The sequence below is a fragment of the Haladaptatus sp. CMSO5 genome (genome assembly GCF_036689885.1).
Lineage (GTDB): Archaea > Halobacteriota > Halobacteria > Halobacteriales > Halococcaceae > QDMS2.
Genome location: NZ_JBAHVW010000003.1, coordinates 93372 through 107784 on the forward strand (window position 1 = coordinate 93372; position 14413 = coordinate 107784).

Consider the following 14413-nt stretch of genomic DNA (forward strand, 5'->3'; position numbering starts at 1 on the left):
CCCACTTATATTGTGTGACGAAGAGTGCTGGAGAACTGATTCAGGCGCGCTCAATCTTGTTTATGAACACATCCCCGTCCATATCCAGAATCAGCGGGAACTTTCGACCGATTCCCTTCTGTCCACCCTTCACGTTGAATTCGTCTGCGAAGCTCTGACTTACCTGATACCAGGGGGGCTGATCAAGCCGTTCGCTGATTTTGATTGGCGTCCTTATTTTCGAGGTAGGACTGCATCCCTCAACAATTACGAGGTCGTCATGCTTGGGAGTACCAGCTGCGGCGAGTCGCTTAGCGTGTGCGTTCTCAGGGAACTGTCCGATTGCATCGTGGTACTCGTCTCCGTCAAGCTGAGACAGGTCGTGGATCACTTTGACCGTCATGTACCCGTAGAGGAATCGGTTCAGGTTCGAATCTTCCGGACCCTTTCTCATCCCAGTGTAGAAGCCGAGCACGTCTTTGCCCGTCGACTCAAGATGTTTCACCAACGTCGTCCCCTTTCTACCCTGTCTTCGTCGATCACCGAACGTCATCGTCTCGAAGTTAGGATCGTGATGTACCGCATGGGATTCGATTCGCTCAGAGTCCCGGATCCAGTCACTATCTTCTCCTCTGGGACTGATTTTGTCGACGAACTCGGACGCGTATCCGCCCCTGTGTTGCAACTCCCAATTACCGTACGTGGATTCCTCGGTCGTGGAGTACGACTCCGGGATCGGGATGTAGTCGAACTCCCCGCCTTCAGTCAGCTCTAGCGCGGGGCGGAGATGCTCCGTATCGGCTCCGACGCCGACGAGGACGACAGTCATCAGAGCACACTCCTGAGCTCGGATAAGATGGTGTCCGTCTGCGACTCACTGGAGTCGTGATAAACTCGCTTCCCCTGTCCCCCTCCCCAAGCGTCTGGCCCATTCCCAACGGTCCAGTAGAACGGGGGCTCCGACCAACTCAGCCAGTAGTCCGATGTCGAGGCGAACTTCAGAATCGACGTGTCGTTGTCCTTGTGATAGACGTGGTCGTATTCCGGATTGACGGTCGTACTACAGCCACACGAGGTGGTTCCCGAGCTGGACACGTGGTCGTGCTCGGGATAGGGGGAATCGACGCCGACCACCCCGCCATCATCGATAATCGCGTGGCAATCACCCTTCTTCCTCGCCCAAGCAGTTTCCTCGGACGAGTCCTGCGTCGTTATCCGATCTTTCCAGGCCGCTTCGTCTTGCTCCAGGAGGAACCGGCCGTAGTCGTCCATCCCTCTGAACGCGTGGGTGACGAGAGCCACACTGGTGAGCCAGCGCTTTTGTTCAGCCGCCCAATCCGGCGTGTCCGAGTCCATCTTCCCCGCACAGGTGAAGACGAACAAGGGCTGTGTGGGACGGAGTACGCCGTGCTCGACTTCCTCAAAGTAATCGAAGAAGTGCTCCTGACGCATCTTGTGCTTGCAGCAGGTGAGCGACCAGAGGCCACCCCAGTAGCTCGGAGAGCTGCCACCTTGGACGAGACCCGAATTGTTGCAATAGTCGATGGAATCCGCAGGGTAGATCCGACCGTTCACCGGAGACGTCTCAAATTCGTCTCGTTCACCTGCGAGTTCTTCGACAAGCTGCTTCAATCGGTTCCTTAGATCCTCGACGCCTGAAGATAAGGATGCAATCCCTCTCTCGGGAATTGCTCGCTGCGGGGCCATACAGACGTATCAAAGAGTGTGAAAATAAGTCTAATGCGGAAATCAGAGATGGGAAGTGCCTACTCAGTAGTCGTCGATGCCTTTCTGCTGGGTCTGCTCATTGTCATCGGCAAAGACGTTCGGGCTGAAGTCCAAATCAAGGACGTCTCGCGTCCGCCCCACAGCGAGATCGCGAGCGAGTTCCCAATCATCGTGATCGTGGGGAAGCACCTGAAGGAGCGCTTTGAGCGTCGCTTTGAACGTCGAATCTGAGTCGAAATTCCGCTCACGGAGCCAATCACAGCAAGCGCTCTCCCCTTGTACGTCGTAGACGTGCATCGCGGCGTGAACCTTGTCTAGCGCGAGACTGAATGTGAGGTCGTCGGGGTTCACCGGCGTCCGACTGGAGCGGTTCTCGGGTTTCTCGTTAGTATTCTGAACTCGACCAGCGTGACCTCGAAGTTGGATGTCTCCGCGGCTCTTCCTCCAAGTCTTTGTGCTACGCTTGATATCATCGATGTCAACACCGATACCAAGACCTAACTGGTGACCCTCATCGTACGAGAACGTCTGTGATTCATGAACCAGCCAGCTAAGAATATACCACTCAGTGATGTCATCTAAATCATCAATACCTTCGACCTCCAGATATTCATCTACAAGAACTTGTGTGACCGCTTCACGTGCTTCCTCAAGTGCACGCCGAGGTGGAACCCGTTTATCTTCGTCATCGACGACTGGGTAAGCATTAGCAAAGACTCTGAGAGTAGGTCCGAATGCGCTGATGATAACGTCCGTCTTAGTGAGACTCAACCCAGAATCAATAAGGTCTCGAGCAGCTGTCTTTGCTGCTAGTCGAGTGTCGGATTTCACGTCGTTCCACAGAGAAGGAATGGATTCTTCAGGGTCGCTTTCATAATGAGGCTTCCGCCCGGTGAGAAGAAGAGTACTGTCGGCAGACGCACTACTCCGCATATTTGCCCGCTGAGGCATTTCGCTGGTAATCGGGTGGGTTGAGGTTATAATAAACCCAGAATTGATGAGTGACTTTGCAAGAGTGTCCCACGCATCTATTTCTTTATGAGTGAACATTACCGTCATAACACCGCCAGACTCCAACTCTTCATATAGATTAGAAAATATGTCACTCATTTTGTTTTCATAAAATTCATCCGCCAATTTCTTTTTAGACTGGGATTCCCCGGCTACCCCGTTGAACCGCTCAGGATTCGCTACAGCTTCATCTTCTTTATTTGTCAGACGAGACCTGAATAACTCTGGATATACGTCTCCCAGATATTCCTTTAGCCATCCATAGAATACGTCAGCCAGCTCAGAGTACATAATACTGCTATAATAAGGGGGATCTACGATAGCGGCTTGCACATCCCCATCATATGTCACTTGTGCAGCATCCATAGTAGTGACTTCAGCTGGTTGAACATCTGCCGGAAGATAATTCACTAGTTCTTCATACGAATCGAGTACTTTTGAAAAAACCGACTGGAAGTCCATAGTCCCAGTCGTCAAGTTATTATCCGTGAATACTCGTGTGAATACCAATATTTTCCCTTTGAAAACCCGGCTCGGATACCCCTTGCTGGTGTCCCAATCTGCTAACCGCGAGTTCCTATCGATCAGCTTGCTGCATGAAAGCGAAAGAATGCAGAGAATCGCCTCAGCTTTCTCTTCATCGTATTCATCCAAGATTTGTGCTTTGTAATGGTTGAACGATTGAAGATATTCAGATTGAACAATAAGTTGTCTAGGCGAAAAGAAGTCGCGGAGTTCAGTTACACCGTATGCGATTGCCCGGTCAGCGTGGCCAGCAAACCGCTCTGTGGAGAGAAGTGTTGCAAGTTCATAATCGGTCTCAACGCGATCCTCCGCCAGTTCAAGAGCATCATAGTCTGCATCCACAGGAGTCCGAAACCCCGAACCAGCACCATTCTTCTGGTATTTAACACAGTAAATTATATATTCAAATTCATCATTTTTGAATTTCTGTCTTACTGCATCACCTTCTGTGACTACATTACAGTGAGGACACGTGGCTTCTCCCCCTCGATCAACATACCCATTGTTGGGATCAAAGTCTGCCATCTCATCGTCGTCTGGATCAACGAGACATTTGAAATCGACAGAGCCATCCGAATTCGGTGTTGGCTTGACGAAGACGCTGCCGGACTTGATTGTCCACTTTGGAACCAGAGGAATATCACCGCCACACTCTGGACACTCTATCTTATAAGACGAAACATATGTATCTGGTTTCTGTCCAGGCTCCGGACTGGGGAAATAATCCGCCAAATTCTCTGAGGCTCTTTCATTTATCTTTTTGGCCCAGTGCTGGGCCTCTGATTCTATTGATCCAACGGAAGGTGCGTACTCCAATAAGGCCTTCAGAATAATCGATGGCACCGGATTCAGCTCATTAGCCTTCGTGGGGAGCTTGTAACGAATAGATTCATAAGGAATGACGCCGCCACCTGCTGTCGGATCTAATATCGTAGGTAGTTCCCCGTTCCATTGATCTCTAAGCTTAGAATGAAGATTTGAAATTTCTTGTTCGTTGGGTGATTGGGTGAATGGACGGGGATACCCATAGTGCTCACCGAGCGTCCCCTTTCGCTCAGACTCAGTCGCCTTCTTTTCTTCAACGTATTCCGCTATCTCACTATTCAATTCCCTTGGCCCAATTTTCATTAATTGGAGTAATTCATCAGACGAGGTGTCTCTCGGGAGGACCGACGCCAATATTGCTAATCGGGAAGCGGGAGTCGGTCGTCGAGCGAACCAAGGATGAATATACCGATGAGGTGGCATATGTTTTGGATTCGCTTCTTTGAGATTCTCGATACCAACTGCTTTGAGGGGGAGTTTCCCTTCAATGGCTAATGGCTTCAGCTCGGCCGTAGGGTCCTGTTTATTGCTCATCTTTAGTTTATATGGTTGGTTAGCAGCGTTCGCAGTGCCTTCTCACCGTTCGGACTAGACGGTGACCGACACTTGGCGTGCCAGTAGTAGCACTCTTCATCACTCATTCGCTCGATACCACGACAGAACGCCCGCATCCGGTCGACCCGCTGAATGGGCTTCACACCAAGGAAGCCAAGAGCCAATCGAACACCGACTGTCTCCGGGAGGAACACCTCGGCAGCACCGCCAGCGGTGAGTACAGACTCGTCTCGGTCTGCTCCACGGAGCGTCTCCCGTACCAGCGGGAGGATAGAACGGAGCCGACCCTCAGACAGCCGTGTGACCTTCACCGCCGTCCAGTCGTCCCACTCCCATCTGTCGACCTCTGGATCGGCTGACTCTCCGAACACCGATTCGAACGCTATCGTCACGAGACCACTGTTGGGATTGCCACGCTGGAGACGGTCGCGACGAGCGGAAGCCTGTGCCTCGGGCAGTAGTTCGTACAGTGTCAGCGATGCACCGTCGGCGTCGTCTCGCCGGACGAGCGCGAAGGTCGGGCGGCCCCCGTAGACGCTACTGCCAAACTGACCCGCTCCGATCGACTCGTCTTCGGGTCCAAGGGTCGTCGGCGCGTCTGCTTCAGGGGTAGGGTGGGACGTCATTGCTGAACCTCTGCGGGTACTTCGACCGGTCCTCGCCCTTGAACCTTCACGTCGATGTTAGTCGACCCAAGTTCGTCCTGAAGCTCAGCGAGGACGTCATCTTCGGCGTCCGTAATCGGCTCCGGCTCGTCCATATCCACACGGAACTTGAGCTCGACCCGCGACGCGCCGCCGAACGGGTCCGGCTGATTCGTCACCCGTGAGAACTCGTCGATGCCACCGGTGAACTGCGCCTGGTACGTCGCACCACCAGACGATTCTGTCTCGTACCGCATTCGTACAGAGACGTTTTCGGCCCGGTCCTTGAACGCTTGGCGTTGAGCGATGAACGACCCCTTCGACAGCTGGTCCTCACCACCGATCTCGATCGTGACGCGATCGATGCCGGGGTCGCCACCCGATGCCGCCTTCCCGAGTGCGTGGGTTCGTACCTCGTTGAATGCTCGTGAGGCGGCCATCAAGCTCGTCGAACGCTCCCAGTCATTCGGCTGGGCACACTCGGTGCAGAGTCCACGCGGGTTCAGTTCGCTTTGACTCGCGACGGTCTTCCCGCAGTTGGCACACTCGTATTCGATATCGGGCTCATGTTCCGAGCAGAAGTCTCCTTCCTGGTCGACCTCGACGTCACAGCCGCCCTTAGCACACAGAATTTCGTCTGTCTCCGGTGGACGGATGGCGTCGTGGTGGACGTCGAGAAGGGCGTTGATGTCGGTGTAGACGACGTACTCGTCGCCGACCTTCACGTCCGAGTCCCGGATACTGGTTTGGACATCCGGAGAGTCAGAGAGCGGGTTCGCCTTTCGCCAGTTCTCCGGACGGTCGTCCTCGTCGCCGTCCCAGTAGGCGAGTCCCTGTTCACCGGACGTGCTGTCCCAGTAGGTGTAGCCAGCGTCGTCGACCATCTTGGCCACCGTTTTCCTTACTGGCTTCGTGTTGAGGAGGTACGGGAGCCCCGGCTTCTTCGCGAACTGCGTGACCAACTGCTCGGTGGTCATGCTATCCTGCGTCTGCTGCCAGAGCTTCTGTTTGAAGAACGCAGCACCCTTCGGGCCGGCGTCTGCACGAATCAGACGGTCCTCGAGTGTCTCTTCGACGGCGTTGACGAGCGTCGTCCCACCGTTCGCTTCGGTGGCATTGATCGTCAGATGGGTCAGTCCGTCACGGTCGACGTAGTACAGGTGTCGGTAGACGCCGCGGACGAGTTCGCCCAGAAGCCCGTGGGTCTGGTCGCGGCGTTCACGAAGCTCCTCGATCTGTTCGTTTGAGAGGTCAGCCGTCTGCTGTGAATCGTCCAGTAGAGCCTCGATTGCCTCGAGTTGGCGTGCCTCGTCGATCGCACTCTGGATGCGTTCTTTGTCAGGGGCGAGGAAGAGCACGTAGTTCTTGTAAACTCGACTCTGGGTCTCACCGCCGTGCTTTGAGGCAGACTTCTGGTACAGCGTCTGAATCTTCTCAGGAACCTCACTCCCGCCGTCGGAGACGGGCGCGGTGTCCATGTGCATCACTGCGAGCTGAGGCTTGGACACTTTGTCCGGGAGATCCGCTGGCGACTCGGGGAAAACGACTGTTTTGAAGCCACCCGTCCCGATCTCGGAATTCTCCAACCGCGATTCGAATCGGTTGCGTGCCTGTGCGTCGGGCGTGTTGTCCACACGCTGGTCGATGATCCGGATAAGATTCGGGTCGGACTTGAACCGGACACGCTCCTCGTCGTAGAGGTAGTAGCACGCGACGTTCATGTCCCCACCTGCGAGGGCTTCCAAGGCCGAGTCGTAGTTGTCGAAGCGGACCTCTGGGTGTCCGAGGGCGGCGTTCATCTCTGCCCGCGTGAGCCCGGTAGCCTGCTCCCCGTAGGCGAGGCTGTGCCATAGGACAGTGGTCGTAAGGTGGCTGGCCAGTGGCGGAATGCCCTTCTCGGTCCACTTGCGGTCTTCGAGTTGCGCGTGGGCGGTGTCATCCTCACTGTAGATGTCGGCCGAGACAGCCGCACTGAGATCCACGAACTCGAAGAGCGTCTCGCGGAGAGTCGAATCGATACTCCCATCAGGTGCATTGTCTGCCGGCGTGAGGTCGTAGAGGCGAATCCAGTGTCGGTCGTAGTGAGTGGGTTGGTGATTCCAGAGGTAGTAGACGGCACGAGCGAGAAGCTTCAGTGCGCCACGGGTTCGCTGGAACTTGGGGATCGTGTCAATCTTCTCTGTGAGCGTGTCGATAATCGTCGGATGGAAGGGATACTCTCGCTCCAACCGATCGACGAAGCTCGCGTCGGTCGCCTCCTGGGGGAACTGCCGGTCGTTATCAGCGTACAGCTGGAAATACGACTCAGAGACCGCTGCTGCCTGCTCGTGGTCGATATCCTCGAAGAGACGGTGCTGAAGAACCTGCCCGACCTCGTTTTCGGACGTCGGAGTGACCGTCTTGTGTTGCCGACGACCAATCTGGTTGAGTTCGTCGATGAGCGTCCGGACTTCCTCTGCTTCCTCTTCGAATGCGGTGTCTGCGATACTGTAGACGACTGTGACGTTGTCGAGTTCAGACGCAGTCTCGAGCAGAGAGAGGATGAAACTGAGTGTCTGGCTGGCAAGCGTGGCAGTTCCGACTTCGACGGCAGACGCAGTCTCGAGATAGGCCGCGATCTCGTCGACGAGGATGAGCGCAGGATCATCGCCGAGGTCGAAGAGACCTTTGAGTGTGTTCCCACCGGGAGCGTTGCGTTCTTGGTCGTACTCTTTGAGGTATTCGTATCCTTCGAGGCCGTATAGCTGGTATGCGATTTCGCCCCACATCGTACGGGTGTTCGGGGCGTTCGGATCGCTGCGGTCACTCCGAGCGTTCCTGGCGTCGACGTGCCCACCGACGAACACTGCAGTATCGACCGACAAACCATCCTGAACAGCATCGAGATACGCGTCGCTTAACTCATTCGCCGTACTCACGAGGTGGCGGTTGAGGTTGTCAATTTCGGTCGGACTTGTCGCCAGATGGTAGGAGGCGATGAGATCGTGTGTCTTCCCGCCACCGAAACGGGTGTCTAAACACAAGATACTGCTTGAGTAGCCTCCGTCGTCGTATCCACCACCGGCAAGGAATCGACCGGAGAGGTTGGTCAGCAGTGTTCGCAACCCATCAGTGGGATACGTCATGTCGAAGAACTGTGTTGCATCTCGGTAAACCGGCGCAGCGTCTTCGACTGAGTGGGCAACTGTCGCTAGACTTGCGGCGAACTGATCCTCTTGGAGCGTTCCATCGAGGACGTCGTCTCGTGGAGTACAAGCTTCGAAGAGGTCAGGATACTCGCTGCTACTCATTGGAATCCCCCTCAGTTGTGGGTTTAGACACGATTACGAACTCTCCGTGCGTGCTGTTGTCAATTATCGCGTGAGCGATGTCCTTGGACTCAGCGACATCAACCTTAATGGGGTCTCCGACGTCAGCGACGAACTTGTTGAGCTCAGGGCCGGACAAGTTCACCCGGCCAGATTGGCCAGTGTTTTGTCCGATTGTTTTCTGAGTCATTGAATACTCACATCACCTGACCGGAATGTTATAACCTTTACTTAGACTAGATGGATGCCGAGGGGGATCCTCGACGAGCACTATGATCCTCTGGACCAAACAGGATAGACGGAGTATCGGCGGCCGGATCTCGACAACATCTGACGCGAACACGGACCGATTCCTGGCTTTCTTCCCGCCGTCACGCTGTCTTAACACTCACGCAGGTTTATTATCTCCCAATATCATGTTCCGGTAATCAATGGCGACGGATGTTTCTGATGAAAGTAATGAGAAGGGCGAGATATTTTCTAATGAAGAGTTCTGGTATAAACTAGATGTTGACTGGGAGGAAGTGAAAGAAGAATTTGAATCAGAGCAGCCAGACGATGACGACGATACAGATAACGAGGAAGACGATAGAGCGACCGATGGGCCCGAAACGGTCGCCGAAGCGTTGTTGCACGAATTTGCCAAGGGTAAGAAGAAAACCATTGAGGGGGAGCACGAGACTGTCTCAATATTTGTGTCCACGGTGCAGGCTAAGGCTGACGCCAAAGTTCGACAGGAGCTTCGGTCCCTTTACGTGGACCACCAATGGTCGCTCAAACAAAAACAAGCTAAGTTCGACTGTGACCAGATTGAGTCCGTTCTATCACAGCTTTCCTCCGATGGGACGGTTGTACGGGAAGAGGTCAATGATGACTATGATATCCTCTGGCCGGGGAACAGTGCCATCGATAAAGAGGTTCGAGACAGCGAAGTAACCGCCCGGAAGCTTTTGAAAACCGAGCCGGTCATCGTCAAGAAGCGCGATGACGGCCGGTTTGTCGTGAGAGGATCCAACAAAAGTCGGTCAAAGGTCATTGACCGGGTATGGGCGAACACAACCGCCGAACCGGTAGAACCGAACCGGAAGCAAGAGTCCGTGTCGAATCGCGTTCATAAAGCACTGACTGAACAAGAAACCACCTTCCGGGAACATTTCAAGATCATCGAGACGAATTATACGGACTCAGCACTCCCATCACGGCCCAACCTTAGTCTTAAAAATAGCAAGGGGCTGGAAGACGACTTGTATGAACTCCATGACTCAGGATATCTACCGGCAGGTGGGATGTCCGGTCTCAGCTCGTTTCGCGTCGAAGACGTCGTCTATGGAGGCCGCCACAAAATCAAACTGACCCATCGACGCGACGGATTCCTCTTCAATTCCGAGGCCACACGGAAGACGGATGAAGAACGGGAACGGTTTGAACGCCGGTTTGCAACCATCGCCGACATAGAGTTCGACACCATTTATGAATACGGCAACGCGGATGAGCGTTACTTATTGAATCAGATCCTCAGTGAGGACTACGACGCTTACCAGTTGTTCTACGATAAGCTTCCTGACGAGATTCGAGAGTTTGTCGACGACGTGCTGAAAACAGACGATTGCGATGAATTGGAACTCGTTGAGGAGAAGACATGCCTCGAATGCGGCTATGAAGCCAATCCCGATGCAGAAGAATGCGAGGACTGTGGAGAGGACCAGTTCTCAGACGTTCGCGCCACAAGGACGAAAGTCGAGGACAATGCGATTGCGACAAAAATTAACTATGCCCTGAAAAAGGTCTCACCAAGCCACGGTCGCGTCGCCTTCCTCTCGTATGAGACCACCACTCGAGAACTAACCGAAGAACGCGTTGCCGAGGCGGATGTGAAGATCCATCGCGATAGAGGGGATGCAGATCTAATCAGCAGACGTCAAGTGTATTTTGCTCCAACCGGGAGTGGTGCACGGCTCCAGCGGTTCAATGATTATCTGCTGGAAAGCGTCTATGTAACGTATGGAAAATCTGCGGGTCGGCAGTTCACAGGATTCGGGAGCCTGACCCTGTACGATCTGCTCTTCAACGAGCAAATGGACACCGATGCCCTCGTTGGCTCCGCGATATATAGTGCCGTGACCGGTGTGCAAGATCGGATCGCTGCGCAGTCACGCGGAGCGAGCACTATTGCGGAAAAGTATCTAGCGATCACTGACGAAATCGACTCGATCAGCGAAAACGAAGAGCGGCTCAAGAACTACTTCGGATCAGGGAATTATTTCGAGAAACAAGTGTTTTATCTGATCAAGTCAGTTTTCAACCGGTCTGAACGGTGGGGGAAGCAGAACAAACGTGAATCGGATGGAGCCATGATCTTTCCCCAGCCTAACCGGGACAAAGACCATGTGCTCTCCTTCGATGCAAAGCTATCGTACGAGAAAAAGGGCTACAACTTCACTCCCGCCGAAGAGGATCAGGCAACGAGATATATTCTGCACGATAACGACTGGGAGCGACTGAAAGTCAAGACGGGCAACAAGCAATTGGACGCTCATATCCTCATCTCCCAGCATTTCAACGAGGATAAGTTCCGGTCCATGGCGGACAGTATTCGATCACACTTTGATGTCTTCACCGATGACGCGGTGACGACGACGCACGGGTTTATGACCTTAGAAGCGTTGGTTGCGTTATTTAAGGTGAAGCGAGAACTGTACGAGTACCAAGGAAAAGGGGATTTAGTGACCGACTTTAACCGATTCTTCTACGAGGTCGCAACGACAGAGAAGGACCGAGAAAATTACGCGCTGATCACGACACAGCAGATCGACGAGATCGACCGAAAAGTGACGCGCATAGCGAGCCAACTGGGAGATGATCGATTACGGCCCTACTCACCCGCCGGCCGTGATACCTGAGTGACATTCACAAATGCGCCCCAATGCAGGTTGCGATCAGGAAGACTCACATGACGGCAGTTTCCCCAATAATCCGTGCAGCTGATTATCACAGCTCCTCGTTGAGGACCTGCTAAACAAAATCGACGGACTCACTGCGATTGTTGGGGGTCCTCGACAAGCGACCGAAACGCTCTCTCGAAGTGATCCTAAGCGATTATCGGTTCGTACTCGAGGAAGATGTTCTGGGTACGCAACGTACGCTGTCCCGATCAGCAATGCTTCGACCTCTGCAAGTGTAGGGGTGTTTGATACGGACTACTGTCTTCCTTACTATTTTTCTGCCTTACCAATGTAGCGAGGTCAAATATCGGCGAATCGCTGGAGACGACATCGAGGACGCCGGAACAGGCGTTCGAGTCACGGGCCAGACGCCCGGAGCAGAATATCTGAAAACGTCAGTTCGACTTCTCGCCAAGCCTCGGCAGTACAACAGCAAAAGCGGGCTTACCGATGCCCGCTACTACCACGGGGGAATCCTTCCGCAGGAGTGTATGCTGAACTTCCTCCGAATCGAGAAAGAATAGCACACGGCGAGATAATCGGCTCGTGTACTTGATTAATAAGCGGCAGACGAGTACTGTGTACGAAGATGGGCCACGTCTACTACCACCATCCCGGTGACAAGCAGTTTTCTCTTGGCTTCGTGCATCCGGACCCTGCCGAAGTCGTCTCGCAGATCGTCGGCTACGACGACGACGTCGCCGTGAAGGTCCAGTCCTACGATATCGATGAAGCGTTCTACGTCGTCTACACGTCCCGCGTCGGTGGTGGCCCCGTTCGTGAGATCGAAGTCGATCTCAAAGCGTCACTCGCGAAGATGAACGAGGACAACAGCACCATCGTCGTTCGACTACTCGAGATCTACCGTGCCCTCATCGCTCAGAACGAGGAAGAAGAAGGCGTTCCTGTCGAGGCATACAAGAAGATCGACGTCGACGCGTTCCCGGATGTGCTCGATCGGACGTCGTGGGAGGGCTCAGCAACAGCCGTTGCAGGTCGGCTTGCCTCAAACCTGATTCTGAAACACGCACTTCCAAACGCCAACCACCGGACTGCTGTCGCACTGGTCCAGTTCTACCTCCGACGTCTGAACCCTGACTTCTCGATGCCGGAAACGTCCGTCGAAGTCGACCCAGAATCGTACGACTGGCGGGAGTGGGTGAACGAGTACATCAACGAATCGAAGCGGCTGTTGACCGTTCGGCGGAAGAACGTCCTGTTCAACTGATGCGGTATCGCGGAGTCCCCTTCCTCAAGGACCAACCGACGGGAGCCAGTAGGGAGGGGAGGAGCGTGTTCGTATAGGTCACAAATACCCCCATTATAAGTAGCCGCACGTCTACATTGAAACTGTGGCAGACGACTACGTGCGTCGGACGGCAATCACTCGTCTCGAGGTTACGGACGAGCAACGCAACCTCCTCGAAGATACCATCTCTGAGTGGAAGCGTGGTTGCCAACTCGCCACCGACATGGCGTGGGGCACGTGCAACGCCAAAAGCGACGTACAGCCCCTCGCCTACGACGATGTGCGCGAAAACACCGGCCTCGGTAGTCAGCACGCGATTCTCGCCACCCACCAAGCCGCCCAAGCTATCACCGGCTGCATGGAACGCCGCTCGAAAGGCAAGAAGGTCAGCAAGCCGACTTTCACTGCACCCACGGTGAAGTACGATACCCGGACCATGACGCTGTTTGATGACGATACAGTGTCTCTCTCCACAACGCAGAGTCGCGTCCGGTGTGACCTTGCTCTGCCCGACGCCGACGATGGCTACCAACGGCAGTACCTTGAGACAGACACGTGGAGTGTTACGGAAAGTACGCTCACCGCCCGTGACGGCAACTACTTCTTGCACATCGGCTTCCGCCGAGCCAAGAACGACACTGAACGGACCACCGCCGAGGACGGAACGGTTCTCGGGGTGGACCTCGGTATCGAAAACCTCGCCGTCACAAGCACCGCCCACTTCTTTCGCGGGCGGGAGTTAACCCACGACCTCCGCGAGTTCGAGAAAGTACGCACCGGACTCCAGCAGACCGGGACGCGAAGTGCCCATCGGACGCTCGAACAGTCAAGTGGTCGTGAGCTACGATACGTCCGTGACGTTCTCCACCGAGCGTCGAACGCTATTATCGCGGAAGCACTCCGGTACGAGTGCGACGTGATAGCGTTCGAGGACTTAACTCATATCCGCGACCGAACGGGCGCGTCGTGGGGACACAAGTGGGCGTTCCGAACGCTGTACGAGCAGGTGGAGTACAAAGCCGAATCGGAAGGTATCTCGGTGAAACAGGTGGGTTCGGCGTACACCTCGAAGCGGTGCGCCGAGTGTGGATTCACGGCTGACGAGAATCGCCCGACTCGAAACGACTTCCGATGCGTGAAGTGTGAGTCGGAAGCGAATGCGGACTACAACGCAGCAAAGAACATCGGTATGCGGTACGTCCGTCGAGGCCAACAGTCGTCTCGGCGGACGGGCAACAGTCAGCTTGCCCTGAAGTCTGGAACTGTGACGCCGAGCGGCGGGTTCACCGCCCACCCTGATGGGTTCGAGGCCGAGTTCATGGACAAGCCCCACCCTCCACGAGCGACCCCGTCAAGGTGAGCGAAGTAGGGTGGGGTAGTTGACGCACCTGTACCGCTTCGGCGCGAGAACTCTTGAGCGGAAACACGCGGTCGAAATCGACCTGACTGCATACGAGCTGGATATGTACCCGAGCGAGGCGAAGGTCGTCTACGCGGAGCAGCACGAAAACCTCTGGATCGAGTTCGTCGAGGAGGCCGTCGAACGCGCAGGCTATCCGGAGCTGAAGGAAACGCCGGGGCTATCGAAAGCAGAGTTTGCTGAAAAGATTCGGAACCTCGACTAAGCGGCGCTGTTAGTCTTGGAGC

8 protein-coding genes and 1 pseudogene are annotated in these 14413 nt (G+C 54.6%); 4 read left to right on the forward strand and 5 right to left on the reverse strand.

From position 1 onward, the window contains the following. Nucleotides 1–40 precede the first annotated feature (40 nt). From V5N12_RS16845 to V5N12_RS16865, 5 genes are all read right to left on the reverse strand, one after another. Nucleotides 41–808 carry a hypothetical protein gene (locus V5N12_RS16845; RefSeq protein WP_332900392.1) on the reverse strand — a complete coding sequence of 256 codons (768 nt, stop codon included), beginning with the start codon at nt 806–808 and terminating at the stop codon, nt 41–43. After that, the gene (locus tag V5N12_RS16850) at nt 808–1686 is read right to left on the reverse strand and encodes a hypothetical protein (protein WP_332900393.1); all 879 of its coding nucleotides are present in this window, start codon (nt 1684–1686) and stop codon (nt 808–810) included. The genes V5N12_RS16845 and V5N12_RS16850 overlap by 1 nt, the downstream gene beginning before the upstream one ends. Before the next feature lie 63 nt (nt 1687–1749). Next, the gene (locus V5N12_RS16855) at nt 1750–4602 is read right to left on the reverse strand and encodes a DUF1156 domain-containing protein (protein WP_332900394.1); all 2853 of its coding nucleotides are present in this window, start codon (nt 4600–4602) and stop codon (nt 1750–1752) included. 2 nt (nt 4603–4604) lie between these two features. Then, entirely contained in the window at nt 4605–5249 is a 645-nt protein-coding gene (locus tag V5N12_RS16860; RefSeq protein WP_332900395.1) for a DUF7680 family protein, read from the reverse strand. Next, nucleotides 5246–8557, reverse strand: coding sequence for an ATP-binding protein (locus tag V5N12_RS16865; protein ID WP_332900396.1), 3312 nt, complete (start codon nt 8555–8557; stop codon nt 5246–5248). Before V5N12_RS16865 ends, V5N12_RS16860 begins: the two co-directional genes overlap by 4 nt. 449 nt (nt 8558–9006) lie before the next feature. Between V5N12_RS16865 and V5N12_RS16870 the strand changes: the two genes are divergently transcribed. The 4 genes and pseudogenes from V5N12_RS16870 to V5N12_RS16885 all read left to right on the forward strand — a co-directional run bounded on the left by V5N12_RS16870 (nt 9007) and on the right by V5N12_RS16885 (nt 14391). After that, nucleotides 9007–11475: a hypothetical protein gene (locus V5N12_RS16870; protein ID WP_332900397.1), complete on the forward strand. Its 2469-nt coding sequence runs from the start codon at nt 9007–9009 to the stop codon at nt 11473–11475. Nucleotides 11476–12106: 631 nt separating this feature from the next. Beyond that, nucleotides 12107–12739, forward strand: a pseudogene (locus V5N12_RS16875) (hypothetical protein); the annotation flags it as partial. Nucleotides 12740–12869: 130 nt separating this feature from the next. Continuing rightward, nucleotides 12870–14126: an RNA-guided endonuclease InsQ/TnpB family protein gene (locus tag V5N12_RS16880; protein WP_332900399.1), complete on the forward strand. Its 1257-nt coding sequence runs from the start codon at nt 12870–12872 to the stop codon at nt 14124–14126. 19 nt (nt 14127–14145) lie between these two features. After that, nucleotides 14146–14391, forward strand: coding sequence for a hypothetical protein (locus V5N12_RS16885; RefSeq protein ID WP_332900400.1), 246 nt, complete (start codon nt 14146–14148; stop codon nt 14389–14391). Nucleotides 14392–14413: the final 22 nt, after the last annotated feature.